This window comes from Microbacterium sp. NPDC056569, from assembly GCF_042793475.1.
Taxonomy (GTDB): Bacteria; Actinomycetota; Actinomycetes; order Actinomycetales; family Microbacteriaceae; genus Microbacterium.
In genome coordinates, this window is the sequence record NZ_JBHTUV010000003.1 from 247,346 (window position 1) to 272,385 (window position 25,040).

General features: G+C 71.6%; 24 protein-coding genes. 9 read left to right on the forward strand and 15 right to left on the reverse strand.

Annotation, left to right across the window (positions count from 1 at the left end; all coding sequences use genetic code 11):
* The first annotated feature begins 80 nt into the window (after positions 1-80).
* Both ACFQ7C_RS05430 and ACFQ7C_RS05435 read left to right on the forward strand, forming a co-directional pair.
* Positions 81-704 carry an SGNH/GDSL hydrolase family protein gene (locus tag ACFQ7C_RS05430; RefSeq protein WP_378898495.1) on the forward strand — a complete coding sequence of 208 codons (624 nt, stop codon included), beginning with the start codon at positions 81-83 and terminating at the stop codon, positions 702-704.
* A gap of 30 nt (positions 705-734) precedes the next feature.
* A complete protein-coding gene (locus ACFQ7C_RS05435) occupies positions 735-1,436 on the forward strand; it encodes a GntR family transcriptional regulator (RefSeq protein ID WP_378898496.1) in 702 nt (233 codons plus the stop codon).
* On the opposite strand, the gene ACFQ7C_RS05440 is transcribed toward ACFQ7C_RS05435, so the two are convergent.
* From ACFQ7C_RS05440 to ACFQ7C_RS05475, 8 genes are all read right to left on the reverse strand, one after another.
* Positions 1,412-2,272, reverse strand: coding sequence for an amidohydrolase family protein (locus tag ACFQ7C_RS05440; protein WP_378898497.1), 861 nt, complete (start codon positions 2,270-2,272; stop codon positions 1,412-1,414). The two genes, ACFQ7C_RS05435 and ACFQ7C_RS05440, sit on opposite strands and share 25 nt — an antisense overlap.
* Positions 2,269-3,210: an aldo/keto reductase gene (locus tag ACFQ7C_RS05445; RefSeq protein WP_378898498.1), complete on the reverse strand. Its 942-nt coding sequence runs from the start codon at positions 3,208-3,210 to the stop codon at positions 2,269-2,271. The genes ACFQ7C_RS05440 and ACFQ7C_RS05445 overlap by 4 nt, the downstream gene beginning before the upstream one ends.
* A complete protein-coding gene (locus tag ACFQ7C_RS05450; RefSeq protein ID WP_378898499.1) occupies positions 3,180-3,971 on the reverse strand; it encodes a ribonuclease activity regulator RraA in 792 nt (263 codons plus the stop codon). The genes ACFQ7C_RS05445 and ACFQ7C_RS05450 overlap by 31 nt, the downstream gene beginning before the upstream one ends.
* Before the next feature lie 46 nt (positions 3,972-4,017).
* The gene (locus ACFQ7C_RS05455; protein ID WP_378898500.1) at positions 4,018-5,958 is read right to left on the reverse strand and encodes a hypothetical protein; all 1,941 of its coding nucleotides are present in this window, start codon (positions 5,956-5,958) and stop codon (positions 4,018-4,020) included.
* Between the two features lie 3 nt (positions 5,959-5,961).
* Positions 5,962-6,921 (reverse strand): carbohydrate ABC transporter permease, encoded by a 960-nt coding sequence (locus tag ACFQ7C_RS05460; protein WP_378898501.1) that lies wholly within the window; start codon positions 6,919-6,921, stop codon positions 5,962-5,964.
* Positions 6,921-7,859, reverse strand: coding sequence for a carbohydrate ABC transporter permease (locus tag ACFQ7C_RS05465; RefSeq protein ID WP_378898502.1), 939 nt, complete (start codon positions 7,857-7,859; stop codon positions 6,921-6,923). Before ACFQ7C_RS05465 ends, ACFQ7C_RS05460 begins: the two co-directional genes overlap by 1 nt.
* Before the next feature lie 67 nt (positions 7,860-7,926).
* On the reverse strand, positions 7,927-9,186 hold the full coding sequence (locus tag ACFQ7C_RS05470) for an ABC transporter substrate-binding protein (RefSeq protein WP_378898503.1): 1,260 nt from the start codon (positions 9,184-9,186) through the stop codon (positions 7,927-7,929).
* A 75-nt stretch (positions 9,187-9,261) separates the two neighbouring features.
* Complete coding sequence (locus ACFQ7C_RS05475) at positions 9,262-10,512, reverse strand: alpha-L-fucosidase (RefSeq protein ID WP_378898504.1); 1,251 nt, start codon at positions 10,510-10,512, stop codon at positions 9,262-9,264.
* A 111-nt stretch (positions 10,513-10,623) separates the two neighbouring features.
* Between ACFQ7C_RS05475 and ACFQ7C_RS05480 the strand changes: the two genes are divergently transcribed.
* The gene (locus ACFQ7C_RS05480) at positions 10,624-11,043 is read left to right on the forward strand and encodes an RbsD/FucU family protein (protein WP_378898505.1); all 420 of its coding nucleotides are present in this window, start codon (positions 10,624-10,626) and stop codon (positions 11,041-11,043) included.
* A gap of 110 nt (positions 11,044-11,153) precedes the next feature.
* Here ACFQ7C_RS05480 and ACFQ7C_RS05485 read toward each other — a convergent pair whose 3' ends face one another.
* Both ACFQ7C_RS05485 and ACFQ7C_RS05490 read right to left on the reverse strand, forming a co-directional pair.
* On the reverse strand, positions 11,154-11,333 hold the full coding sequence (locus ACFQ7C_RS05485) for a CsbD family protein (protein ID WP_378898506.1): 180 nt from the start codon (positions 11,331-11,333) through the stop codon (positions 11,154-11,156).
* Between the two features lie 39 nt (positions 11,334-11,372).
* Positions 11,373-12,242 (reverse strand): YrzE family protein, encoded by an 870-nt coding sequence (locus tag ACFQ7C_RS05490; RefSeq protein ID WP_378898507.1) that lies wholly within the window; start codon positions 12,240-12,242, stop codon positions 11,373-11,375.
* 160 nt (positions 12,243-12,402) lie between these two features.
* On the opposite strand from ACFQ7C_RS05490, the gene ACFQ7C_RS05495 reads away from it, so the two are divergent.
* Both ACFQ7C_RS05495 and ACFQ7C_RS05500 read left to right on the forward strand, forming a co-directional pair.
* A complete protein-coding gene (locus tag ACFQ7C_RS05495; RefSeq protein ID WP_378898508.1) occupies positions 12,403-13,215 on the forward strand; it encodes an alpha/beta fold hydrolase in 813 nt (270 codons plus the stop codon).
* Positions 13,212-13,520, forward strand: coding sequence for a SelT/SelW/SelH family protein (locus tag ACFQ7C_RS05500; RefSeq protein ID WP_378898509.1), 309 nt, complete (start codon positions 13,212-13,214; stop codon positions 13,518-13,520). Before ACFQ7C_RS05495 ends, ACFQ7C_RS05500 begins: the two co-directional genes overlap by 4 nt.
* Positions 13,521-13,598: 78 nt before the next feature.
* Here ACFQ7C_RS05500 and ACFQ7C_RS05505 read toward each other — a convergent pair whose 3' ends face one another.
* Both ACFQ7C_RS05505 and adhP read right to left on the reverse strand, forming a co-directional pair.
* Complete coding sequence (locus ACFQ7C_RS05505) at positions 13,599-14,036, reverse strand: hypothetical protein (RefSeq protein ID WP_378898510.1); 438 nt, start codon at positions 14,034-14,036, stop codon at positions 13,599-13,601.
* Between the two features lie 163 nt (positions 14,037-14,199).
* Positions 14,200-15,270, reverse strand: a complete 1,071-nt coding sequence (gene adhP, locus ACFQ7C_RS05510) for an alcohol dehydrogenase AdhP (RefSeq protein WP_378898511.1) — start codon at positions 15,268-15,270, stop codon at positions 14,200-14,202.
* Between the two features lie 338 nt (positions 15,271-15,608).
* On the opposite strand from adhP, the gene ACFQ7C_RS05515 reads away from it, so the two are divergent.
* Together ACFQ7C_RS05515 and ACFQ7C_RS05520 are read left to right on the forward strand one after the other, a co-directional pair.
* Positions 15,609-18,743, forward strand: coding sequence for a M36 family metallopeptidase (locus ACFQ7C_RS05515; protein ID WP_378898512.1), 3,135 nt, complete (start codon positions 15,609-15,611; stop codon positions 18,741-18,743).
* A gap of 20 nt (positions 18,744-18,763) precedes the next feature.
* Complete coding sequence (locus tag ACFQ7C_RS05520; RefSeq protein WP_378898513.1) at positions 18,764-19,171, forward strand: hypothetical protein; 408 nt, start codon at positions 18,764-18,766, stop codon at positions 19,169-19,171.
* Between the two features lie 69 nt (positions 19,172-19,240).
* Here the strand turns inward: ACFQ7C_RS05520 and ACFQ7C_RS05525 are convergent, their stop codons facing one another.
* Positions 19,241-20,485, reverse strand: a complete 1,245-nt coding sequence (locus tag ACFQ7C_RS05525; RefSeq protein WP_378898514.1) for a M20 family metallopeptidase — start codon at positions 20,483-20,485, stop codon at positions 19,241-19,243.
* Positions 20,482-21,948 carry an MFS transporter gene (locus ACFQ7C_RS05530; protein WP_378898515.1) on the reverse strand — a complete coding sequence of 489 codons (1,467 nt, stop codon included), beginning with the start codon at positions 21,946-21,948 and terminating at the stop codon, positions 20,482-20,484. Before ACFQ7C_RS05530 ends, ACFQ7C_RS05525 begins: the two co-directional genes overlap by 4 nt.
* A gap of 103 nt (positions 21,949-22,051) precedes the next feature.
* On the opposite strand from ACFQ7C_RS05530, the gene ACFQ7C_RS05535 reads away from it, so the two are divergent.
* Positions 22,052-23,053 (forward strand): Lrp/AsnC family transcriptional regulator, encoded by a 1,002-nt coding sequence (locus ACFQ7C_RS05535; RefSeq protein ID WP_378898516.1) that lies wholly within the window; start codon positions 22,052-22,054, stop codon positions 23,051-23,053.
* Between the two features lie 2 nt (positions 23,054-23,055).
* On the opposite strand, the gene ACFQ7C_RS05540 is transcribed toward ACFQ7C_RS05535, so the two are convergent.
* Positions 23,056-23,490, reverse strand: coding sequence for an Lrp/AsnC family transcriptional regulator (locus ACFQ7C_RS05540; RefSeq protein WP_378898517.1), 435 nt, complete (start codon positions 23,488-23,490; stop codon positions 23,056-23,058).
* A 125-nt stretch (positions 23,491-23,615) separates the two neighbouring features.
* Between ACFQ7C_RS05540 and ACFQ7C_RS05545 the strand changes: the two genes are divergently transcribed.
* A complete protein-coding gene (locus ACFQ7C_RS05545; protein ID WP_378898518.1) occupies positions 23,616-24,992 on the forward strand; it encodes a pyridoxal phosphate-dependent decarboxylase family protein in 1,377 nt (458 codons plus the stop codon).
* The last annotated feature ends 48 nt before the right edge of the window (positions 24,993-25,040 follow it).

Genomic DNA, 25,040 nt, shown 5'->3' on the forward strand with positions numbered 1-25,040 from the left:
GCATGGGGGAGGGCGCCCACGCGCCCTCCCCCATGCGCCTGCCTAGGATGGCGCCAGACCCGCGAAGGAGCGATTTCGACATGACCTCAGCTGCATCCACCCTCGTCTTCGTCGGCGATTCGATCACCGATGCCGGGCGCGACCGCAGCGACGTCGGCTCGCTCGGCGACGGGTTCGTGCGCCTCGTGGCCGACGAACTCGGCCGGGAGGAGGCATCCGTCCGCGTCGTCAACGTCGGCATCGCGGGCAACAGGGCCGTCGACCTCGCACGGCGGTGGGATCAGGATGTCGCGCCGCACGGCGCCGACGTGCTGACGCTCTTCGTCGGGGTCAACGACATGTGGCGGCGCTTCGACCAGGACGATCCGACGAGCGCCGAGGATTTCGAGGCGACCTACCGGCGGATGATCGCCGCGGCCGATGCCGCGCGCGGGCTCGTCCTGATGGAGCCGTTCTTCCTGCCGGCCCGGGAGGAGCAGCGCGAGTGGCTCGGCGACCTCGACCCCAAGCGCGACGTCGTGCGCCGGCTTGCCGAGGAGGCGGGGGCGGTGCTGGTGCCACTCCACGGCATCCTGTCCGCCGTGGCGGAGCGGGAGGGTGTCGCGGCGGTCGCGCCGGACGGCGTCCATCCCACGGCGAGGGGGTCGCGCCTGATCGCCGACGCCTGGCTGGACGCGTACGAATCGCTCTCGCGAAGGGATTAACGATTGTCGATTATGAAGTACCCTGGGCAGATGACCGACCCGCTCACCTCGCTCACCGGGCTCAAGCGCGGGCTGCTCTCCGACCAGATCTACGACCTGATCAAGGCGATGATCAAGGACACCACGCTCGCTCCCGGCGAGCAGCTCGTGGAGTCGCAGCTGGCGCGTCGCCTGCAGGTCAGTCAAGCGCCCGTCCGCGACGCGCTCAAGCGTCTCTCGCATGAGGGCCTGGTCACCCACATCCGCCACCAGGGCAACTTCGTCGCGAGCTACACGTCCGAAGAGGCCGAGCAGGCGAAGGTCGCGCGTGCCGCCCTCGAGGAGCTCGCCGGAGCGCTCGCGTGGCGCCGCCTCGACGACGAGTCGCATGCGCACCTCGTCGCCCTGATCGAGGGGATGCACGCCGCCGCCGCCGAGCGCGATCTCACCGAGTTCCGCGAGCTGGACTTCACCTTCCACCGCGCCGTCATCGAGGCCAGCGGCAACGTCTACCTCCCGCGCATGTGGGACATCATCGAGCCGAGTCTGCGCTCCATGCACGTGCTGGGCGATCCGGAGTTCGCCGGAGACTGGCACGAGGTCGCCGAGTGGCACCGCAGCCTCCTCGATCAGCTCTCGGGCGACGACCGTGACGCGTGCGCAGCGCTGTTCCGCGCTCACGCGGCGGGCACGCTCCTGGAGGGTGAGCCCGGGGCCGGGCCGGCGGCTCAGTCCGAGCAGGCGACCGCGTAGCAGCGCTGCGCCGTGCCCGCCCAGAACGCGGTCGCCTCGTCGGCGCCGAGCGCGGGCAGGGCGGCGGAGGTGCGCTCGACCACCTCGGTGTAACGCGCGAATCGCGTACTCACCGGCCAGTCGCTGCCGAACATCAGGCGCTCGGGACCGAGCGTGTCCAACGCGTGGGCGACGGCGGTGCGTACCCGAGTGTCGTCGCCGTCCCCGCCCCGGACCAGCCCCGAGACCTTGGCCATCGCGTTCGGCCGGCACGCGAAGGCGGCGAGGCCCGCGCGCCAGTCGGCCTCGGGCGCCTCGCCGCTCAGCGCGAGATGGCACACGACGATGGGCAGCGCAGCATGTCGCGCCGCCAGGGCGGCAGCGGCGGGGAGCTGCTCGGAGCGGATGAGCAGCTCGAGCGCCCGGCCGCTCTCGGCCAGTCCGCGCGCCAGCGCATCCAGCCCCGGCACGTCGCCGAAGTCGGGAGCGCCGGAGGGCGTGGCGAGGCGGATGCCGGCGACCCGCGCGCCGACGGCGCCGGCATCGGTCCGATCGATGACCGACTGAGCCATGCCGGCCCATGCGGCGGCATCCGTCCTCGCGTCGTACTGGAGGACGAGGGCGCCGAGGAACGGCGACGCCGCCGCCGTGCGCGCGAGCCAGTCCGCCTCCTCGAGCGTGTCGGCCGCCTGCACGGCGATCGCCCCGGCCACCGGGGACGATGCGCTGCGGGCGAGCGCGGCGAGCTGGTCGACGAGGGCTGCGCGGGGCAGGCCGAGGTCGGGACGCCACCACGACAGCGGGACGGCGTCGACGTCCCACAGGTGGACGTGGGCGTCGATGATCGCGGGGCTCACGCCCGCTCCAGCTCTTCCCACAGCTCGTCGGGGATCGCGGCGGCCGCCCCGTCGACGAAGTCGTCGACCTCGGCGGGGGTGCGCGCGCCGATGACCACGGCCTCGACCGGTGGACGCCGGAGGGGGAAGCGCGCCGCTGCGTGACGCAGCGCGACGCCGTGCGCGGCGCACGCGGTGTCGAGCCGGCGGGCGCGCGTGACGAGCTCGGGGTCGGCCGGCTTGTAGTCGAAGTACGCCGCGCCATCCGGATCGGCGAGGATGCCCGAGTTGAAGACGCCGGCGGCGATGACCCCCACCCCGTGCTCGCGCGCGGCGGGCAGCAGGTCGGCCTCGCCCGTTCTGTCCAGGAGGGTGGTGCGGCCCGCGATCATGACGACGTCGACGGGGGCCTCGCGCACGAACCGCGCGAGCGGCTCGTTCCACACCATCCCCACGCCGATCGCCCGCACGACACCCTCGTCGCGCAGCTCGACGAGCGCCGGGATCGCGGTGCGCAGCGCCTGGTCGACGTCCTCCGGGTCGTGCAGGTGGAGCAGGTCGATGCGGTCGGTGCCGAGCCGCGCCAGACTGCCCTCGAGGCTGCGCAGCACGCCGTCGCGCGAGAGGTCGCCGACCGTGCTCGCGCCGATCCCTCCCACGGCCGTGTCGCGCCCTTCGGCGTCGACGATGCGGCGGCCGACCTTGGTGGCGATGACCACGGAGTCGCGCCGCACTCCCGCCAGTGCCCGTCCCAGTCGCCGTTCGCTCGCCCCCGCACCGTAGTGCGGGGCGGTGTCGACGAAGCGGATGCCGCGGGACAGCGCCCGCTCGACGGTCGCGACCGCGTCATCCTCACCGACGGCGGTGTACAGGTTGCCGATCGGCGCGCAGCCGAGGCCCAGCACGTCGGACGCGCCGGCCGCCGGGTTCAGCGGGCGAAGGCCCGGGCGGAACGCCACGATTCGTACTCCTCGCGGGTATCGGGCGTCAGGGGGTAGTAGTCGCTGAGTCGCGCGCCTTCGTCGAGGCGGTGGCGGCTGAAGACCTCCCACTCCTCGTGGTCGCGGGCGGAGTCGACGACCTCGCCCGCCATGGCCTGCGGGATGATGACGGGGCCGTCGTCATCTGCGACGACGAGATCGCCGGGCAGGCACAGTGCGCCGCCGACCGCCACCGGCACGTCGTACGCCCACGGGAACAGCTCGGACTGCGACGCGTAGTGCGGCGTGACACCCGTCGACCAGACGGGCAGCCCGAGGTTGCGGATGCGTCCGGAGTCTCGGATCCGCCCGTCGACGACGATGCCGACGCCGCCCTTGCGCTGGAAGTAGCGGGCGAGGATGTCGCCGATGCAACCGGAGAACTGGCTGCCGTACGCCTGGATGACGAGGACGTCGCCGGGCTGCACGGTCTCCATGACGGCCCACAGTGCGGTGTGGCGCTCGACGTACTCCTGGCCGAGCCCCGAAGCGAGGTCCTCACGCTGCGGCATGAACTGCAGCGTGATCGCCGACCCGACGATGCGCTGACCGGGCTGCAGCGGGCGAGGGCCCTCCACGAACGACCGGGTGACCCCGAGCCCGTGCAGCTTCGCGCAGGCGGTCGCCGACGAGACGCGGTCGAGCCCGCTGATCGCGTCGAGGCTCGCGCGCTCGAAGCCGTCGCCGCGGACGGGCAGGCGCAGCGAGGGCCGCGGCAGTGGGGCGGTGGTGTCGGTCATGTGGTCCTCCTCGTGAGGGTCGTTCGATCGGCGTCCGGCGGCGGGGTCACCCGGCCGCCCCGATCGAGGCGTCGGCGACGACGCCGGCGTGGCGGGGCCGCCCCGTGGCGGGGGCGGTGATGAGCGTGAGCGCGGCGCGGTGCGACGGCGGAAGCTCGACGATCACGTCTTCGGCATCGACGTCGGCGGTGTGCGCGACCGGGCTGCCGGCGGTGGCCAGGTACGCCGTGGAGCGCCCCGGCCAGTCGGCATCGCGCTCGCCGCGCGACACCACGGCGGCCACCTGCTGCTGCCCGAAGCGCGAGGGACGCACGCGCACGCGCCGCGCGCTCGTGGACGACAGGTTCACCAGCTCGAGCTCGATGCGGTCGCCGTCGAGCCCGGTGACGAGGGCCGCGACATCCGGTGGCAGGCCCGGGCGGCGTCGATCGGCGTCTTCGTACGCCACTGCGGCGAACGGCAGCCCGCCGTTGTAGAGCACCTGCGGCGTGCCGGTGATCAGCTGGCCGAGCACCTCGGTGACGACCGGATTGACGCGCTGCCAGAAGTGCAGGTGCACGGTCGCCGGGTCGAGCAGCTCGGTCTGCATCACCGCCATGCGGCGGGCCACCTGGCCCAGCGCCATCGAGAGGGCGCTCACCGGGTAGTCGTCGAGCTCGCCGTCGAGGAAGGCGAGCCACGGCGCCTCGTGCCCGGCCTCGACCTTGTCACGGAAGGGCTTCACGGGCTCGTCGGTGGCGGGAAGGCCCTCGACCGCCCGCCGCAGCCGCGCGCGGTCGGCTGGGTCGCGCGTCCACCACCAGAGCCATGTCGGCAGCTCCATCGGCACGGGACCGTAGTCGAACCAGCCGTGGCGGCCGAACCGGTAGGGCACCAGCAGCATCGGAGTGTCGGCATCCGTTCCGAGGCGTGCCATCGCGCCGCCGCGCAGGCTGAAGGGCGTCTCGGCAACCGACGCGACGACGCCCTGCTCCATCACGGTGTCGAGCATCGTGCGGGTGAGGTCGAGCGCGCCGTCGTCGCCCGAGACCAGGGCGGCGTTGAGGCCGCCGATGAGCGTGCTCATGCCCACCGAGTGCAGCCCGTGCGGCCATGTCCAGCCGTAGTGGCCGCCATGCCAACGGCCGTCGTGCAGCCCGCCGACGGTGCCGTCGGGGGCGACGTTGTCCGGGAGCAGGCCTCCGTTGAGGGCGGCGCGCTCCCGCCACCCGTCCACGTAGCGCACGATCCACTCCGCCGACGCCGCGTCGCCGTCGTAGAGCCACCGGTTGGCGGCGAGGCTCGTGGCGGCGAGATTCACGGGCACGTCGCCCGCAGCGAGGCGCTGCATGGCGCGGCCCATCGCCTCGGCGTTCGCCGGATCCTCCAGGTCGTCCCAGCTCTCGATGCCCGGGAGGTACTCCAGCGGCAGGCCGTAGGGCCGCATCTCGCGCTGCGCGGCGGTGTACGCCTGCCACTCCGGCCCGAGGCCCGACAGCGGCCCGCGCGCACCGGTGTGCGGCGCCCGGATGATGTTGCGCTCCGGGTCCCAGTTGCCGTGCGCGGGATCGGTGTAGAGCTCCGCGAACCGGCGGGCGCGCTCGGCGAACGCCTGATCGGCGGGGTCGGCCGCGCACAGCCCGTAGAAGAAGAGGAGCGACTCGCCCTGGTGGAACCAGTCATAGCCGTTCTCGTACTCGCCGGTCAGCATTCCGGACTCGGTGAGCTGACGCGTCACGCCCTCCCAGTGGTGCTTCGCGCGACCGAGGATGTCGTCGCTGCCGCCGAGGGCATAGAAGGCCGGCCAGTTGAAGAACGGCTCGTAGAGGTCGTCGACGCCGTCGCGGGAGTCGAACCCGCCCGCGCCGCGGATGCGGCCGTCGGGCTCGCAGTATCGGTCGGAGAACGCGCGCCAGGCGATTTCGATCTCGTCGAACAGGCGTCGCTCGAGCACGGCCCACGCGGGCACCTCGCGCAGCGGAGTGGTGAGGATCCGGGTTGCGGGCACGGCTCAGCCCTTCGTCGCGCCGGCCACGAGGCCGCCGATGATGTGGCGCTGCATGATGACGAAGAAGATCACCGCGGGCGCGATGGCGAGCAGGAGCGTCGGGAAGACGGTGGTGTAGTCGGTCGAGAACTCGCCGACAGCTGCGTAGACGCCGGTCGTCACGGTGTAGATGCCCGAGCTCGGGCCGAGGATGACCTGCGGGCTGACGAAGTCGTTCCAGACGCCGATCGAGTTCAGCACGATGACCGTGGCGACGATCGGCCGCATGATCGGGAAGACGCACGACCAGAAGGCGCGGATGCGGCCGGCGCCGTCGAGCGCCGCCGCCTCGTCGATGTCGCGCGGCACGGTGCGCAGGTAGGCGGCGAACAGGAAGATCGTGACGGGAAGGGTCGCCGCCGTCTCGAACAGGATGAAGCCGGGGATCGTGTTGATCAGGCCGAGCAGGCGCAGCACGAACACCACCGGGATCAGCGTGACCTGCCCCGGGATGAACAAGCCTGACACGAACAGCAGCAGCAGGGCCAGGTGCCATTTCGACCGCCCGCGGGCGATGACGTAAGCGACCGGGGCGGCCAGCGCGATGCAGCACACGTTCACCAGAGCGACGAACAGCAGTGTGATGCCGTAGGCGCCGATGACGTTGAACTTCTCGCTGGTGATCGCCTGCAGCAGATACTCGAGCGTGAACATCTCCGGGCTGATCGCGAGCGGATGCCGCAGGATGTCCTCCTGCGTCTTGAAGGCGCTGATCACCATGATGTACAGCGGCACGAGCATGACGAGCGCGCCGGCGCCGAGCAGCACCCACTTCACGGTGGCGGCGAGGGCGGAGGTGCGCATGCTCTGCGGGCCGGTGCGCGCGCCGCGGCGGCGGCGGCGCCGGCCGCCCGCGACGTCGCGCGGGTCGGCGAGCATGAGCTCGGCGGCCGGGTTGACCGAGGTCTGCGTCGTGAGGGTCATCAGTCGGTCACCTTCTTCTCCGCGCCGCGGCGGGCGAGTGTCACGGACAGGCCGAGCACGGCCGTCACGATGAGGAGGATCACCGACTGCGCGGCGCCGAAGCCGAGGTTCGCCTGGGCGAACGAGTCCTTCAGCACCTGGTAGACGATGGTCTGCGTCGACCCGGCCGGCCCCCCGTCGGTGAGCGCCAGCACGATGTCGTAGGTCTTGAGGAGGCCCACCAGCGTCAGCACGAGGTTCACGGTCAGCACCGGGGCGATGAGGGGCAGCGTGACGCTGCGGAACTGCTGCCAGCGGGTCGCGCCGTCGACGGTCGCCGCCTCGTAGTACTCGGCGGGCACGGACTTGATCCCGGCGAGGAACAGGATCATGTTGAAGCCGAAGTGCGACCACACGATCGTGAGGATGACGCTCGCCTTGGCGAACGTGACATCGGTGAGGAACGGCAGGGCGGGGATGCCGGCCTGTGCGAGGAGGCTGTTCACCACGCCCTGCGGCGCGAGCATCGCCGACCACAGGAAGCCGATGATGAGGGCGCTGATGATGTACGGGTAGAAGAACACCGTGCGCATGAGGGTGTTCGGCCTGCCGGGGCCGGCGATGAGCACCGCCGTCGCGAGTCCGATCACGTTGCACAGGACCGTCCCGATGAGCGCCACCACGAAGGTGAAGATGGCGGCGTTGACGGTGCGGGGATTCTGGAACGCGTGCAGATAGTTCTCAAACCCGATGAAGTTCAGGTTGACGCTGTAGCCGTTCCAGTCGGTCAGGCTGAGCACGAACGCGAGGATCATCGGCACGATGAACATCGCGAGGAAGACGACGACCGCCGGCGCGGCCATGAGGAAGCCGGGGAAGCGGCGCCGCCAGGTCGCGAGGGTGCGGGAGCGGGGCGCGGCCGGGCGGATGCGCGGGGCGCGGAGCGCGGTGTCTGCCATCGTCGGTGGACCTCCGGTGAGTGGTGCCCGGGGCGCGGCGTCGCGCCCCGGGCGGGTGGGGGACGGCTCAGCCGGCGTTGGCTGCGAACCAGCCGTCCATGGCCTGCAGGACGACGTCCGCCGGGGTGCCTCCGAGCAGCGCCTGCGTCTGGGCGTTGAGCTCGGTGGAGTAGCCGTTGGGGACGGTGCGCTCACCATAGCCCTGACCGGTGGGCGTGTAGTCGGCCGCCGGCGTGTCGGCGACGATCGCCAGCAGCTCGTCGCCGAGCGGCGTCGTCTCATACGCGTAGCCGTCGCGGAAGTTGCCGTCCACCTCGAGCTGGGCGACCACGGCGTCCTGGTCGGTCACGAGGAACTCGACGAGCTCCGCTGCCGCCTCCTGGTGCGCAGAGGACCTCATGATCGAGTACGGGCTCGCGATGTTGGCACCCATCGCGGGGTTGTCGACGCCCTCGACGGCCGGTCCGCGGAAGACGCCGATCTCCGGGGCGTCCGGGGTCTTCGCCTCGGTGCCGGCGAACCAGCTCCCCATCGGATAGATCGCGGTGTTGCCCGCGAGGAAGTTCTGCTCGGCGTCCGGGTACTTCACGCCGAGGGCGTCGGGGTTGAGGTAGCCCTCCGCGACCCAGTCCGCGTAGCGCTCGACGGTGTCGCCATAGGTCTCGCTGAAGGTGAGGTCGCCCGCGGTCATGCCGGCGAACCAGTCCGGGTGCTCGGCGATGATCGTGGGCAGGCCGAGCGCCTGCAGCGCGTGGCTCGACATCCAGTCGCCGCCGGTCTGGATCGGCGTCCAGCCCGCGTCCTTGAGCTTGGCCAGTGCCTCGTCGAGCTCCTCGACCGTGGCGGGCGGCTCGGTGATGCCGGCCTCTTCGAACGCCTGCTTGTTGTAGAACCAGAGGCTCTGCAGCTGCACCCCGATGCCCGCCATGTAGAGCTTGCCGTCGATGGAGTACTGGTCGGCGAGCGGCGCCTCGGCCGCCCACTCGTACTCCGTGAGGTCGACGAGTTCGGGCGCCAGCTCGACCGACGGCGGCAGCGACTGCACGATGTCGGGCACGTCGCCGGCGGCCAGCAGCCGCGGCACGGCGGCCGCGACGCCTTCGGCCCCCGGGTTCTGGATCACGACGTCGATGTCGGGGTTGGCCTCTTCGAACGGCGCGACGAGCTCGTTCCAGAACTCCTCGGTGAGGTTCGGGGTGACGTTCACCAGCATGCGGAGCTCGATCGGGCCCCCGGCTTCCGAGGTGGGGGCCGTGGAGCATCCTGCCAGCACGAGCGTGGTCAAGCTCACCGCCCCCAGCGCGGTGATGGTACGTCTTCTGATCATCATCGATCCTTTCGTGTGCACGACCCTGGTGTCTGCGGCACGACATTACACTAATCGATAATCGCTTGCCTACCGTCAATCATCTTCCGGCAGCCCCAGTGTCGTCACCGGCCGACCGTCGCGGGCGACGGCGACCGCCCGCGGCCCGTCGGCGACGACCACGAGGCCCGCCGGCGTCGACCACGACCGCCACCACGCGGCATCCGTCACCTCCACGAGATCGGGCGGCACCGGGCCCCGCGCTCGGGTGTGCGGTTTGACCTCCGACATCCAGGACGCGATCGTCTCGAGCGTGGCGCGCTGCCTCGCCGGGATCTCGCCCCCGGCGTCGGGACCCACGTTCAGCAGCAGACGTCCGCCGCGCGCGACGACGTCGGCATAGAGGCGCGCGAGCGCGCGCGGCGTCAGGGTGACCGACGCGTCCTCGACCCGGTTGTAGCCGAATGAGAGTCCCAGACCGCGGCAGTGCTCCCACCCGGGCAGCGCCTCGTTGGCGCGGTGGGTGTCGTACTCGCTCGTGCGGAAGTCCCAGTCGTCGATGCCCCAGCGATCGTTGACCGCGCCGTCGGGCACGCGGTCGCGGTACCAGGCCAGCAGGGCCCCGATCGAGTCCGGCCCCGCGGACTTGCCGGCGTCGGGCCAGTCGATGTCGTTCCACAGCACGTCTGGCCGGAAGCGCTCCACCAGGTCCGTCACCTGCGCTCGCGCGTAGGCGTGGTACGCCTGATCGCGCGGGCGGAAGCGCTGGAGGTCCTCGTCGGACCGGTGCGGGGGGAAGTCGGTGAACGCCCAGTCGAGGCCGCCCGAGTAGTAGACCCCGAATCTCATCCCCTCCGCCCGCACGGCCGCGGCGAGGGGGGCGATGAGGTCGCGCCGTGGTCCCCGCGCGACGGTGGTGAGATCGCCGGCGCCCGGCGCGTCCCAGAGTGCGATGCCATCGTGGTGTCTGGTGGTCGGCACGACGTAGTCAGCCCCGACGGATCGGAAGAGGCGGGCCCAGTCCGCCGGGTCGTAGCGCTCGGCCCGCCAATCGTCGAGGAAGTCCGCATAGGGGCGGCCGGCGTGCACGCGGGCGTGGTGGCCGGCGGCCGGCGACCCTGGGATCCGGATGGTGTTGGCGTACCACTCCGCGTACGCGTTGTGGTCATACCACTGCGTGTCGGGCAGCGTCCCGAGCGCTCCGCTCGGCTCGGCCCATGCGGGCACCGAATACGCGCCCCAGTGCACGAAGATCCCGAGTGTGGCCTCGCGCAGCCATGCCGGAAGCGGGTGCCCGGATGCACCGACCGGGAGCCAGGGGCGGTGTTCGAGCCACTCGGACGTCATGGTTCTCCTTTTGCGCGGATCGCGCACGCGGGGGATGAGGCGATTGACACTATAGACATCCGATGTTTACCGTGGCACGGGCGGGAGTGAGGCTCTCGCGGAAAGGAAGCCATGCTGCAAGGCATCCATCCGCTCCTCAGCGGCGAACTCCTGTGGCACCTCGACGCCATGGGTCACTCCGACACGGTGGTCGTCGCCGACGCCCACTTCCCCGCCGCGGCGCTCGGGAGGCGGCTCGTCGTCCTGCCGGGGACCACCAGCGTCGAGGTGCTGGCCGCGATCCGCACCGTGATCCCGCTCGACGACGACCCGGCGCTCGACCTGATGGCGTCCGCCGACGGCGGTGTTCGCGAGGTGCAGCGCCAGCTCATGGCGGCGGCGGGGGTGGATGCCGCGTCCACGCGGTTCATCGACCGCTTCGACTACTACGACCGGGCGCGCGAGGCGTTCGTGATCGTCCGCACGGGCGAGACGCGATCGTACGGCAACGCGCTGCTGCGCAAGGGGCTGGTCGCGCCCTCCGCGCGCTGAGACGGACCATCCGCCGCGGCATCATCTTCTCCCGCTGTGGAGACCGCGCCGGTCCCGGGCACGACGATGCCCCGGGTCCGCCGGGAGCCCGGGGCATCGTCGCCGGCAGATCACCGGTCGTCGGTGAATGCGTCCTTGATGTCGTCGCCGGCCTTCTTCATCTTGGCGCTGGCCTGATCCGCCACGCCCTCGGCCTGCAGCTTCTCGTTGTCGGTCGCGTCGCCGACCTTCTCCTTCACCTTGCCCTTCATGTCTTCTGCGTTGTGCTTGATGTCGTCATCCAGACCCATGGGTGGATCCCCTTCTCTTCGTGGTCATCAAGGCGAGGCTCAGTACCGGACGCGATCGGCGCGGTCCACGCCGTCGAGGCCGACCCGGTCGACGCGGCGGTGATAGCTCATGCCCGTCATGCCGCCCAGGACCGCGGCGACGAGCGTGATCACCGCGGCGCCGATGGCGGTGAGGATGCCGGTGAGCGTGGCCGTGTCGGCGGTCACCGGGATGCGCGGGAAGATGTCGACATTCGCGAGGATGTCCCACTGGCTGCCGGCGACCAGCGTGATCACCGCGACGACGATCGCGATGAGGATCGCCCACAGCCATACGGCGAAGCCCTGCTTGGCGCCGCTGAACCGCGCCATGCGGCCGGCGACGTATCCCCCCGCGAAGTAGGCGACGAACAGCACGAGCGCGATCGCGATGGCGCCGATGATCGTCGCGGCGCCGATGTTCTGGCTGGCGGCCTCGGCGGCGTCGTCGACGGTCTGGGGCGAGGTGAGGCCTGTGGCGGCGCCGATCGCGGCGACCACGGCGGTGAGGGCGACGAGCGCGCCCAGCGCAGTGAGCCAGCCGAAGAAGGCGCTGCCGAACTTGATCCCGCCGAAGCGCTCCCTCTCGCGCGCGACGACGACGTCGCGCAGGGATGCCTCGCGGTGCTCTGCGACGCTGTCGATGTCACGCGCACGGCGCGTCTCCTGCGCGTCCGGCACGCCGTCGCCGTCGCGGTCGCGAACCGTATCGGCGTCGCGCACGACTGCGGGATCGCGGTGGATGTGCTCGGTGTCGGCGGTGCGGGGATCCGTGTCGACAGGACGTGTGCGGTCGGCATCGGCGTCGCGGGTGAGGTCGCGGTCACGATCCAGGGCCGCGTCGGTCCTCCGCGGGTCCGTCGTGCGGTAGTCGCGGTTGTCGGTGCTCATGCCCCGAACGTAGGCGGCAGGCCGGTGGTTGCTCAGCCGGTTGCCAATCGGCGCGTGGCGGCGTAATCTTTGCAGCTTTCCACCCCGCCGGAAGGGATCGACGGCGGTCTTCCGTCGTCGCTGTGCCGCCCGCGTGAGCGTCCGGGAGCAGAATGGCGATGTGGATGCCGTCGCCCCGATCCTGCGCACCGAGATGCCGTCGCCGAGCTACATCATGTCGGTGGAGGGATATCAGCTCGCCACGTACGCGTGGGGCGAGCCGGACGCCGAGACCGTGCTGTGTGTGCACGGCTTCGCGTCGAGCTGCCGCGACAACTGGGTCGAGACCGGCTGGGTGCGCATGCTCACGGCCGCCGGGTACCGCGTGATCGGCGTCGACCAGCGCGGTCATGGCGCGAGCGACAAGCCCGACGACCCGCTCGCGTACTCGATGGGCGCGTTCGTCGACGACCTCATCGCCGTGCTCGACACGTACCTGGTCGACGACGTCCGCTACGTCGGCTACTCGCTCGGAGCTCGCGTCGGCTGGCAGCTCGCGGTCGACGCCCCGGAGCACGTGCGCCGCGCCGTGCTGGGCGGCATCCCCGACGGCCGACCGCTCGGGAGACTCCGCATCGAACAGGCGCGCGCGTATGCCGAGCAGGGCATACCCGTCGATGACCCGGTCACCCAGAACTACGTGAGGCTCGCCGAGCGCGTCCCCGACAACGATCTGAGGGCCCTCATCGCGCTCGCCGAAGGCATGCGTTTCGGCGACGCCGACCCGGATCCCGAGCGGCCGCCGCGGCAGCCCGTGCTGTTCGCGACGGGATCGGAGGACGCGATCCTCGAGCGCTCCCGAACTCTGGCCGCAACCGCGCCGAACGGCACGTTCCTCGAGATACCGGGGCGGCACCACTTCAACGCTCCGGGATCGCGCGCGTTCCGTGAGGCGGCCCAGGAGTTCCTCGCGGACGACGGGAGCGCCGCATGACGCACACGATCCGCGTCGTCTACTGCACGCAGTGCGCGTGGATGCTGCGCGCGGCATGGGTCGCGCAGGAGCTCCTCACCACCTTCCAGGACGAGCTCATGGGCGGCGGTGCGACGCTCGAGCCCGGCACCGGCGGGATCTTCGAGGTCTACGCCGACGACGAGCTCGTGTGGTCGCGCAAGGCCGACGGCGGCTTCCCCGACATCGTCGCGCTCAAGCGCCGCGTGCGCGACCGCATCGCCCCCGGGCGCACCCTCGGCCACGCCGACCGCGCGGCCGCCGCGCCGGCCGACCCCGACCGCTGACCTCGCGCACGACGGCGGGGCGCAGCATCCGTGTCGATGACGGATGCTGCGCCCCGCGGTGTGCTGTCGGTACCGCGTTCACGCCACAGCGGTGGCCACGAGTCCGCTGATCTTCTTCTCGACTGCGGGCGTCCAGGCGAGCACCGCGAAGCCGGTCGCCCACATGTCGCCGTCGTCGAGGCGGGCGGGCTCGTCGAAGTTGATGGTCGCGTAGCGCGTCTTGAACTTCGAGGCCGGCTGGGTGAAGACGACCACCTTGCCGGCCGCGTTCGCGTAGGCGGGGAAGCCGTAGAACGTCTTCGGCACGAGGTCGGGGGCGACCTCGCCCACTACCTTGTGCAGGCCTTCGGCGATCTCCTTGTCGGTGCCGTCGAGCTTCGCGATCGCCTCGAGCACCTGCTTGGTGCCCGCCTCGCGGCTCTTGCCCGCCTTCGCCTGGTCGCGCAGCTCCTTCGCGCGATTCTTGACCGCCTCGCGCTCCTCCTGCGACAGCCCGTCCGATGCCGTCTTCGCCATGATGCTCCTCCTCACGCTCGTGGGCGCCTTCGCGTCCCGTGATCCTCACGCTACCCACGCGGTTTCGGCGGCGCTTCTCCATTCCTGCTTGATCGTGAACAGGGGCACGACGCAGGGGCGAGGCACCCGCCCCGCCCCTGCGCACCCGCTCACCGCGCCGGCGTCACTCGAACTGCATCACGATGCGGCCGTCGATCCTGCCGTGCTCCATGCGCTCGAAGATGTCGTTGATGTCGTCGATCGACTCCACCGCCACGGTCGGGTGGATCTGGCCTCGCGCGTAGAAATCGAGCGCCTCGACCATGTCCTGGCGCGTGCCGACGATCGACCCGCGGATCGTGATCGCGCGCAGCACGATGTCGAAGATGTCGGCGGGGAAGTCCCCCGGGGGGAGGCCGTTGAAGACGATGGTCGCGCCGCGGCGGGCGACGCCCAGCGCCTGGCCGAAGGCCTTCGGGTGCACGGCCGTGACGAGCACGCCGTGCGCGCCGCCGGTGCGTTCCTGGACGACCGCGCCCGGGTCCTGCGTGAGCGCGTTCACGGTGACCTCGGCGCCGTGCCGGCGGGCGAGCTCGAGCTTGGCGTCGTCGATGTCGACGGCTGCCACCCGCAGTCCCATGGCGCGCGCGTACTGCACCGCGATGTGGCCGAGGCCGCCGATGCCCGAGATCACCACCCACTCACCGGGGCGGGCCTCGGTCATCTTGAGGCCCTTGTAGACGGTGACGCCCGCGCAGAGGATCGGGGCGACCTCGACCGGGTCCGCACCCGCGGGGATGCGGGCGGCGAAGCGCTCGTCGACGAGCATGTACTCGCCGAAGCTGCCGTCGACGGAGTACCCGCCGTTCTGCTGGTCGGGGCACAGCGTCTCCCACCCGGTGCGGCAGAACTCGCAGACGCCGCAGGCGCTCCAGAGCCACGCGTTGCCGACGAGGTCGCCGACCGCAAGCGACGTCACGCCGTCGCCGATGGCGACGACGCGGCCGTAGCCCTCGTGCCCGGGGATGAGGTCGGACTTCGGCGCGACCGGCCAGTCGCCCCGGGCCGCGTGGAGGTCGGTGTGGCACACACCCGTGGTCAGGACCTTCACGAGTGCCTGCCCAGGGCCGGGCGTGGGGATCGGCACATCGCGCACCTCGAGAGGCCGGTCGGGCGCGGTCACGACGGCGGCGCGCATCGTTCCCGTGGGGGTCGCGGCGGCGTGTGCGGCGTGCGAGTCGGTCAGGATCGTCATCGATATCACTTCCCTGGGGCGGGCGTTCGCCGCCCTCTGATCCGACGGTAGGCGCGCGGACGTTGCACGACGTTGCGTCCGCCGACCGGCGTCGATGTCGGTGTCCGGCTACGGGATGCCTTGTGGCGGCCGCGCTCGAGGACTAACGTGACGGGCGCTAGGACCGGCTTCAGCACCGTTCGGGGGTGCGCCGGCCCGCCGGGGGGCGAATCGGCATGTCTATGCGGCAGCGCGTTTTTTCTGCGGGGATCGGGACTCTTCTGGTCGGGGGGCTGTTCGCATCGGGGCTCTCCCCCGCCGCGGCAGCGCCCGACGACGACACCGGCCAGCCGCCATCGGTGGCGGTCGATCCGGCGAGCGGCCGGGTGGTCGCAGACCCGTCGGCGGCGGCGTTCTCGGGACCGAGCGATGCGTCGCCGGCCGACGTGGCCCTCGGCTACGTGAAAGCGCACGCCGCCGATTTCGGACTCGCCGGGGACGCGGCATCCGGGATCTACGTGCACAAGGAGCTCGCCCTCTCCAACGGGTCCACCGCGGTCCACCTGGGCCAGCGCATCGACGGCCTCCGCGTGCGCGATGCCGTCATGACCTTCGTGGTCGCCGCGGACGGCCGGGTGCTGTCGGTCGCGGGGTTCCTCGCGGCCGGTGACGGCACCGGCACACGCGCGGCGCTCACCGCACAGGCGGCGATCGACGTCGCCGCCGACGCGCAGGACGCCGACGCGAGCCGGCCGCTGCGCGAGGCCGCGACGACCTCGCCCGCGCCGCAGGAGTACCCCAACGTGTACGCCGAGGGGGTGACGGACCCGGCGCCGGTCACCTCCGAGCTCGTCTGGCACCCGGGCGCGGACGGCACCGCCCTGCGCCTCGCGTGGCTCACCGACATCGAGTCGTCGGGCCAGGCCTGGTTCGAGACGGTCGTCGACGCGCATACCGGCGAGGTCATCGACCAGCGCAGCCGCTACGCGCACGCCGCCCCGGAGGGCGACGTGTTCCGCGAGGAGCACCCCGAGGCGGCGGGCGCGACGCGCCAGACCACGTCGTTCTCGGGCATCAACGGCACGTGGGTCGACGACCGCACGACCAACGGCAACAACGTCAACGCGTACCTCGATCGCAACGACGACGACGCGAACAACGAGTACCAGCCGCAGACGCCCGCGAACGGCGACCCGGGGTACCAGCAGTTCTTCTACCCCTGGACGGACGCGTGGCGCACGACGGCCGACGTGAACTCGCTGGCAGCCCTCGACGCCGACCGCGACGCGATCATCACGCAGCTCTTCTACTACACGAACGTGATGCACGACTGGCTCTACGACCACGGTTTCGACGAGGCGAGCGGCAACTTCCAGGTCGACAACTTCGGCAACGGCGGCAGCGGGGGCGATCCGGTGCTGGCCGAGGCGCAGGACGGCTGGGACTTCGGCTGCATCGACGACCAGGACACACCGGCGCCCGGTGACGACGTGCCGGTGCGCTGCCTCAACAACGCCAACTTCGGCACGCCGGGCGAGGGCACCAGCCCGCGCATGCAGATGTACATGTGGGCGCCGGGCCGCCCGTTCCGGGACGGTGACATGGACGGCGACGTCATCGCGCACGAGTACGGGCACGGCGTCTCGAGCCGCCTGGTCGGCGGCGGCGCCCTCGGCTACAACGACTTCGACCAGCGCGGTGCGCTCGGCGAGGGCTGGAGCGACGTCGTCTCGTTCCTGAAGTGGGACGACGCCGTGGTCGGCGAGTACGTGACCGGCGACGCCGTGAACGGCATCCGCTCGGTCGGCTACGACATCTCGACCCGCACCTACCAGTCGTACAACACGACGTCGGACAGCGGCCACGGCAACGGCGAGATCTGGGCGGCGACGATATACGACATCCGCGAGCTCTTCCCGGGCGGGGCCGAGGCTCTCGCCACGCTCGTGCTCGACGGCATGAAGGCGACGCCGGCGAGCCCGAACTACATCGATGCGCGCAACGCCCTGCTCACCGCCGACGGCGGTGCGAACCGCTGCCTCATCTGGTCGGCGTTCGCGGGCCGCGGGCTCGGCACGGGCTCGGCCACAGGGCTCGACACGGTGCCGACGGCGAGCTCGGCCGTGCCGGCGGAGTGCGAGCCGACCGCCGACGCCGACGGGCCGTACGTCACGCCGGAGGGCACGGATGCCCCGCTCGACGGCACCGGTTCCGCCGCGGGCAGCGACCCCAGCGCCGGGGCGATCGCCGCGTACGCGTGGGATCTCGACAACGACGGTCAGTACGACGACGCGACGGGCGCGACGCCGTCGTTCACCTCTGTCGGCCAGGACGGGGTGGTCCCGATCGGGCTGCAGGTGACGGACGAGTTCGGAAGGACCGCCACCGACACGAGCACCGTCACCGTCACCAACGTGGCGCCGACGGTGTCGATCGATGCGATCACGCCGATCGACGAGTTCGGCACGGTGACCGTCTCGGGCACCGTGACCGATCCGGGCTGGCTCGACGACCTGTCGGCGACGATCGCCTATGACGACGGGGTGGCGCCGGTGGCGCTCACCGGCGTCGAGGAGAACATGCGTCCCGACGCCACGCTGACCTTCTCGGTGCAGCACCAGTACGGCGACGACGGCGCCTACACGGTCGAGGTGTGCGCGGCCGACGACGACACGACCGGCAACTGCGACACCGCGGTGGCCGCTGTGGCCAACGTCGATCCCACGGCGACGATCGACTCTTCGGGCGAGGAGGTCTACGACGGCAAGAGCGCGTTCGTCGTCGAGGCGGGCGAGGAGCTCACGGTGCCCGCCGGGTCGACCGATCTCGGCAGCGACGACCTTACGCTCACGTGGGAGTGGGGCGACGGGGCGACCGACAGCGAGACGTCGCTCGTGAACCCGCCGCTCGCCGACCCGCTGAAGTCGCCCAGCGTGCAGCCGCGCGACATCACGCTCGAAGCGAGCCACACCTACACGGACGCGTGCCTGTACGAGCTCGGGGTGACCGCCGAGGACGACGACGGAGGCGTCTCGCCGACCGACACCGCGGCCGTCATCATCACGGGGAACGCGACCGTCTCGAAGGGGCACGGCTGGTGGCTCAACCAGTACCGGGTGAAGAAGTCGAACGACTTCGCGCCTGCCGAGCTGCAGTGCTACCTCGACATCGTGGGGTACTTCAGCCTGGTGTTCGACGAGGGGAAGGATGCCTCGACCCGGGCCGCGGCGACGCTGGTGCTGAACAACCCGGCCAAGGCACCCGCGGACGTGATCTTCGACCAGCACGCGCTCGGAGCGTGGCTGAACTTCGCGAACGGCTCGGTCAGCCTCGACACGCCCGTCGACTCCGACGGCAACGGCACCCTCGACAGCACGTTCGGGGCGGTCATGCTGGCGGCGGAGACGGTGCGGATGAACCCGGCATCGACCTCCGCGCAGATCAAGGCGCAGAAGGACATCGTCGAGCGGATCGCCACGCAGAGCGGCGACTGAGGCGAGGAGGCGAGGGTGCGGTGGCGGTGAGACCATGGCTGCCCACCCTCGTCCTGGTCGCCGCCCTGACGGGGTGCGCGGGCGGCGGTCCGCCGCCGGGAACGACCACGCCGGTGCCTGAGCCGGCTCCCTCGGAGCCGTCGCCGGCGGCGACGGTCGCGGCGCCTGTGCCCTGGTTCATCGGGCCGACCGAGGACGGGCGCGCGTTCGAGATGACGATCGGGCAGACGACGACGCTGCGGCTCACCGACCCGCAGGCCGCCGAGCCCGAGGCGATCGGCACCGCCGTCCTGCTCATCCCGGTGACGAACGTCACCGCCGCCGGTGTCCGCGAGTGGGAGGTCCGCGGGGTCGAGCCGGGCACCGCGGTCGTCCGGTCGACGGGCGAGCCGCCATGGGAGGTCACGCTGACGGTCGCGGCGGAGTGACGCGGAGCCCGCGAGCGACCGAGGGGCGCAGCATCCGCCATCGCGGGAACGGATGCCGCGCCCGCCGGCTCAGCCGAGGTCGTCCTCGGGCGACGGCGCGTACGGCGGCCGGATTCGCTGGGCCTCGAGCAGTCGCGTGCGCACCTCGGCGTCGGACGCCGCGCGCGCCGCCGCGAGCGCGAGCGCCAGCGCTCCGTCGACGGCTGCGGCGTCGCCGGCGGGAGAGATCGCGGCGTCGGCGAAGCTCTGGTGGTGCGGGACCGCCTCGACACCGCGCAGCGCGATCATGGGATGGATGGACGGCAGGTACTGCGACACGTTGCCCATATCCGTCGAGCCGCCGCCCATGCCCGCCGGCGCCGGCACGAGGGTGTAGCCCAGGGCCTGCATCGCCTCGTCGAAGAAGGCGGAGATGTCGGCATCCGGGTCCAGCGGCGCATACGGCTTCTCGGGCCGCTCGATCTCGAGGCGGCATCCGCTCGCGAGCGCGGCGCCCGCGAGCACGTCGCGCACGCGCCGCCGGGCGTCGCGCCACTCCTCGGCGGTGTTGCCGCGGATCTCGACCTCCAGCACGCCGCGCTCCGGGATGACGTTGGTCGCGCCGCCCGCCTCCACGACGAAGGAGCCGACGACGACGGTGCGGCGTAGCTGCTGCCGCAGCAGCCCGAGCCCCACCTGCGCGAGGGTCACCGCATCGCCGGCGTTGACGCCCTCGTGCGGCATCGCGGCCGCGTGCGCCGCGCGGCCGTGGAACGTCGCGATGATGCGCTCGTACGCCTGGGTGACGAAGCCGCTGCTCGCGATCTGGGCGAACGGCCCGCCGTGCACCATCAGGGAGAACGTCGCGTCGTCCCACGCGCCGGCCTCCAGCATCAGGATCTTCCCCCCGCCGAGCTCCTCGGCGGGGGTTCCGAGGAACTTGACCCGCAGTCCCAGCCGGTCGGCGACCGCCGCGAGGCCGATCGCCGCGCCCGCGCCGGCCGCCGCGATCACGTTGTGACCGCACGCGTGCCCCACGCCGGGGAGGGCGTCGTACTCGCCGACGACGGCGACGGTCAGCTCGCCGGATCCGTAGGTCGCCTCCACCGCGGTGTCGAGGCCGTAGACGCCGGTCGTCACGGCGAAGCCGGCGTCCCGCAGGGTGGCGGCGACGCGGGCGGCCGCACGGTGCTCCTGGAACGCGAGCTCAGGATCGCGCCCGATCTCCTGGTTGAGGCGCACGATGCGCTCGCTCGCGCCGTCGATGGCGTCACGGATCGCCGACTCGACCCCCTGGGGGTCGACCTGGGCTCGGGTGCCGGTGAGGAGGGTCATGACGCGGCTCCGATCGTTGCGGGGTCTTCGGCGGCGGGAGCCGCGCAGGGTGCGCGGCGTCCGCCGAGCGTGAGGGCGAGGCCGGCGGCGACCACGAGGATCGCGGCGAAGACGATCCAGACGACCTGGAACGCGGCGAACGTCGTCGTCGGCACGCCGTCGGATGCCGGGTGGGTGAAGGCGGTGATGATCGCCGCGACCAGGGCGCCCGCGAGCGAGCCGCCGAGGGTGCGACCGGTGTTGTACAGACCGGACACCGTCGCTGATGCCTCCTCCGGCGCCCGGTCGATGACGACGGCCGGCAGTGCCGCGAGCACGACGCCGGTGCCCAGCGCCGTCACGCCGAAGAGCGCGGCGACGATGACGACGTTCGTCGGAGCGGTGATGAGGACGACCATGCCCGCCGCCATCACGATGCAGGACGCCGAGATCGTCGCGGGCACCCCGAGGCGCCGCACGACGAGGGGCGACAGGAAGGCGCCGGCGCTCGAGCACAGCGCGGTGAGGGCGAACACGACGCCGACGACGGCGACCGTGGCGCCGGTGCCGTAGCCGTCGACAGCCGGGTCGGCGCTGAGGTACAGCACGGTCGGCGTCTGCGAGCCGAACATCGTCATGGCCACCAGCACGCCGAGCACCAGCGGCACCCCGAGCCGCGCGGTGCGCAGCACGCGCACGTCGAACAGCGGGTTCGCGGCGCGCGCCTCGACGACGCAGAAGATGATGAGCCCGACGGCGCCGACGGCGAGGCATCCGATCGTGACCGCGGCGGTCCATCCTTCGCTCGTGCCCGAGGACAGGCCGTACATGATCCCGACGAGCGCGATCGCGAAGGTGGTGGCGCCCGCCCAGTCGGTCGTGCGCGCGGGGTCGCCGGGCGTCGGCGGCACGGTGAAGCCCACGGCGATCGCGAGGACGATGAGCGGCACGGCGCCGATGAACTGCGTGACGACGAGGCTGCCGACGGCCTCCATGACGAATCCGGCCGTGAGGGAGCCGATCGCCACGCCCAGGGTGAGGGTGCCGACGAGGATGCCGACGACACGGTTCGCCGACGCGGGCCGGTGACGCTTCAGCAGCGCCATCTCCAGCGGGAGGAGCGCGGCCACCGGGCCCTGCACGACCGCGCCGAGGATGAGGAGGGGGAAGGTCGGAGCCAGCGCGATCAGCGCGGAGCCGGCCGCGGTGAGGGCCGCTGCGACGACGAGCAGCCGCCGGGCGCCGAAGCGGTCGGCGAGCATCGTCATGAACGGCACCGACACCGCCGACGACAGGAGGCCGACGGTGAGGATCCAGCTGAGGGCGCCGTCGGGAACGGTGTAGTGCGTGCCGATCTCGCCGAGGAGCGGGGTGATCCAGCCCTGGATCAGGCCGCCGAACAGCTCGAGCGCGATGAGGGTGGGGATGAACAGGATGGCGGGGCCGCGCGCCGTGCGCGTTCCCGCGGAGGTGGGCGTCGTCATCGGCGACCTCCTTCGAGTCAGTGGTCAAGGAACGCATGCGATCGTCGTTCGACTTGCTCGAACCCGGTCAGATCGCAGGAAAACGGTTCAGAATGATGGACTGATGCAGGAAACCTCGCTGGGCGACCTCGATCTGCAGATCATCCACGCCCTGCAGATCGAGCCGAGGGTGGCGTGGACGGCCCTCGCGCCGATCCTCGGCATCGACGCCGTCACGCTCGCACGTCGGTGGGAGCGCATCTCGTCGGAGGGGACGGCCTGGCTCTCCGCGGTGCGCGGGGCAGGTGAGATGCCGGCCGCGGCTCTGGTGGAGTTCTCGTGCGAACCGGGGAGCGTGCTGGACGTCGCCGACGCCGCCGCGCTGATCCCCGAGATCTACTCGATCGATGTCACCGCCGGTGGCCGTGACCTCATCGCGACGGTCGTCTCGCGCACCGACGGCGACCTGGCGGAGCTTCTGCTGGGACGCCTGGGGCGGATCCACGGCGTGCGCACGGTACGCACCGACATCGTCACGGATGTCGTGCGCCTGGGGTCCGACTGGACGGTCCGCGCCCTCACGCCGGCGCAGCAGGACCGCATCCCCGCCGCGCGTCCGCCGCGCCCGGGTGCCGCGAAGTCGGTCCCCGCAGATCTCGCTGACGCGATCCGTCGAGCGCTGGAACCCCACGCGAGAGCGCCCTTCCGGGACATCGGCGAGCGGGTGGGCGTCAGCGCGCAGCGCGCGGCGGATGCGGTCGCGCTTCTGCGCCGCACGGGCCGGCTCGTCCTGCGTGCCGACGGCGCCGCCCCGTTCTCCAACTGGCCCATCGCCGCGTGGTACTTCCTGCAGGTCCCCTCGGCTGAGCTGGCATCCGCGCGCCGCGCCCTGGCGTCCCTGCCTGCCGTCCAGTACGCGGCGATCGCCACCGGGGCGAGCAACATGATCGTCGCGGCCGGGGCGAGGCGGAAGAGCGAGGTCGTCCGGTTCGAGATGGAGCTCGCCCAGCGCATCCCCGGGATCCACGTGCAGGACCGCTCGATGGTGCTTCGCGTGCACAAGCATCTCGGCCGACTGCTCGAGCCCTCCGGCCGCGCGTCGGGTGCGGTCGTCCCGCTGCCCTGAGATCAGGACACGGCGGAGCTCAGCAGGATGCTCGTCTCGCTGTCGCGCACGCCCGCGGTGCTGCGGATGGCCGCCAGCGCCCCGTCCAGGTCGCCCAGGCTCTCGCAGCTGAGTTCGGCGACGAGGTCCCACCGGCCGTTGGTGGTGTGCAGCGCCGCGATCTGGGCGATGCCGCGCAGCTGGCGGATCGCGTCGCGTGCGTCGTGGCCCTCCACGGCGACCATCGTGATGGCGCGCACCGCCGAGTCGCTCGCGACATCGTGCAGCCTCACGGAGAAGCCCGCGATCACGCCGGACTCGACGAGGCGCTCGATCCGCTTGTTCACGGTCGTGCGCGTCACCCCGAGCCGCGCGGAGAGCCGCACCACGGATTCCCGCCCGTTCGCCCGCAAGAGGGAGATCAGACGACGGTCGAGATCATCGAGTTGCGCCACCATGAGCACAATGTATGCCAGACCTGAACAGAGTGGCGAGTCGGTGGCCGAATTGATGCGACCTGCTGATTGAAAGGTGCACTGCCCCGCGCATAGCCTGGCCACGCCCCCTCCAGGAAGGACCCACGATGCCCGCTCCCGACGACATGCACGGCATCTCGGCCGACACGCGTCACACGGTCGAAGACGTGCTCGAGTACGCGCGACGTCGAGCCCTGTACGAGGACGTGCCGCTCGACAAGCCGATGACGCCGCGCGACCTCGAGCGTCTCGCCTCCGGCTCGATCACGCCCGAGGGCATCGGCTCGCGGCGCGCCATCAGCCTCTTCGAGAACGTCCTCGCCCCGGCCTGCGTGTCGACCGATCACCCCGGGTACCTGTCCTTCATCCCCTCGGCCCCGAGCAAGGCCTCGCTCGCGTTCGACGTCGTGGTCTCCGCATCCGCCATCTACGGAGGCTCGTGGGTCGAGGGCGCCGGTGCCGTGTACGCCGAGAACGAGGTCCTGCACTGGCTCGCGAGGGAGTTCGGCCTGCCCGCGGGCGCCGGCGGCGTCTTCGTGCAGGGCGGCACCATCGGCAACCTCTCGGCGCTCGTGACGGCACGGGATGCTGCGCGCCGCCGCGCGCGCGAAGAGGGGCGACCGACGCCGCCGCGGTGGGTGGTCGTGTGCAGCGCCGAGGCGCACTCGTCGATCGCGTCGGCCGCGGCGGTCATGGACGTCGACGTCGCGACGGCCCCCGTCGACGCGAACGGGCGCCTGCGCGGCGATGCCGTCGCGCGGGTGCTCGACGAGCACTGCGACGCCGTGTTCGCGGTGGTCGCCACCGGGGGAACCACCAACTTCGGAATCGTGGACGACATCGCGAGCGTCGGGGCCGTCGCACGCGAGCGCGGCGTCTGGTTCCACGTCGACGGCGCCTACGGCCTCGCGGCGATGCTCGTCGAGCGCATGCAGCCCGTCTTCGCGGGTGTCGAGCTCGCCGACTCGCTCATCGTCGACCCGCACAAGTGGCTCTTCGCTCCGTTCGACGCGTGCGCGCTGCTCTACCGCGAGCCCGCCCTCGCGCTGGCGGCCCACACCCAGAAGGCGGAGTACCTCGACACCCTCACCGACAAGCCGGACTGGAACCCGTCCGACCTCGCGATCCAGCTCACACGCCGCGCGCGCGGCCTGCCGCTGTGGTTCTCGCTCGCCACCCACGGCACCGATCAGTACCGCGCGACGATCGAGTACGGGATCGACCTCGCCCGCCGCGTCGCCGACGAGATCGAGTCCCGCGACGGCCTGTCGCTCGTGCGCGACCCGCAGCTGTCGGTGGTGGTGTTCCGCCGCGAGGGCTGGACCCTCGCCGACTACCAGGCGTGGTCGGATCGCCTGCTCGAGGAGCAGCACGCGTTCGTCGTGCCGAGCTCCCACGCGGGCGAGCCCGTGCTCCGGTTCGCGATCATCTCGCCCCTCACGACGTTCGAGCTGCTGACGGGGATCCTCGACACCCTGGACTGAGTCCACCGCGTTGCCGGTGTGCCCACCCCCGCCTCACGATTCAGCGAG

What these genes read in the sequence shown, in the direction of transcription:
- ACFQ7C_RS05430 (WP_378898495.1), top strand. Translation starts at nt 81, where the DNA reads ATGACCTCAGCTGCATCCACCCTCGTCTTCGTCGGCGATTCGATCACC.
- ACFQ7C_RS05435 (WP_378898496.1), top strand. Translation starts at nt 735, where the DNA reads ATGACCGACCCGCTCACCTCGCTCACCGGGCTCAAGCGCGGGCTGCTC.
- ACFQ7C_RS05450 (WP_378898499.1), bottom strand. Translation starts at nt 3,971, where the DNA reads ATGACCGACACCACCGCCCCACTGCCGCGGCCCTCGCTGCGCCTGCCC.
- ACFQ7C_RS05460 (WP_378898501.1), bottom strand. Translation starts at nt 6,921, where the DNA reads ATGACCCTCACGACGCAGACCTCGGTCAACCCGGCCGCCGAGCTCATG.
- ACFQ7C_RS05465 (WP_378898502.1), bottom strand. Translation starts at nt 7,859, where the DNA reads ATGGCAGACACCGCGCTCCGCGCCCCGCGCATCCGCCCGGCCGCGCCC.
- ACFQ7C_RS05470 (WP_378898503.1), bottom strand. Translation starts at nt 9,186, where the DNA reads ATGATCAGAAGACGTACCATCACCGCGCTGGGGGCGGTGAGCTTGACC.
- ACFQ7C_RS05475 (WP_378898504.1), bottom strand. Translation starts at nt 10,512, where the DNA reads ATGACGTCCGAGTGGCTCGAACACCGCCCCTGGCTCCCGGTCGGTGCA.
- ACFQ7C_RS05480 (WP_378898505.1), top strand. Translation starts at nt 10,624, where the DNA reads ATGCTGCAAGGCATCCATCCGCTCCTCAGCGGCGAACTCCTGTGGCAC.
- ACFQ7C_RS05485 (WP_378898506.1), bottom strand. Translation starts at nt 11,333, where the DNA reads ATGGGTCTGGATGACGACATCAAGCACAACGCAGAAGACATGAAGGGC.
- ACFQ7C_RS05490 (WP_378898507.1), bottom strand. Translation starts at nt 12,242, where the DNA reads ATGAGCACCGACAACCGCGACTACCGCACGACGGACCCGCGGAGGACC.
- ACFQ7C_RS05500 (WP_378898509.1), top strand. Translation starts at nt 13,212, where the DNA reads ATGACGCACACGATCCGCGTCGTCTACTGCACGCAGTGCGCGTGGATG.
- ACFQ7C_RS05505 (WP_378898510.1), bottom strand. Translation starts at nt 14,036, where the DNA reads ATGGCGAAGACGGCATCGGACGGGCTGTCGCAGGAGGAGCGCGAGGCG.
- adhP (WP_378898511.1), bottom strand. Translation starts at nt 15,270, where the DNA reads ATGACGATCCTGACCGACTCGCACGCCGCACACGCCGCCGCGACCCCC.
- ACFQ7C_RS05525 (WP_378898514.1), bottom strand. Translation starts at nt 20,485, where the DNA reads ATGACCCTCCTCACCGGCACCCGAGCCCAGGTCGACCCCCAGGGGGTC.
- ACFQ7C_RS05530 (WP_378898515.1), bottom strand. Translation starts at nt 21,948, where the DNA reads ATGACGACGCCCACCTCCGCGGGAACGCGCACGGCGCGCGGCCCCGCC.
- ACFQ7C_RS05535 (WP_378898516.1), top strand. Translation starts at nt 22,052, where the DNA reads ATGCAGGAAACCTCGCTGGGCGACCTCGATCTGCAGATCATCCACGCC.
- ACFQ7C_RS05540 (WP_378898517.1), bottom strand. Translation starts at nt 23,490, where the DNA reads ATGGTGGCGCAACTCGATGATCTCGACCGTCGTCTGATCTCCCTCTTG.
- ACFQ7C_RS05545 (WP_378898518.1), top strand. Translation starts at nt 23,616, where the DNA reads ATGCCCGCTCCCGACGACATGCACGGCATCTCGGCCGACACGCGTCAC.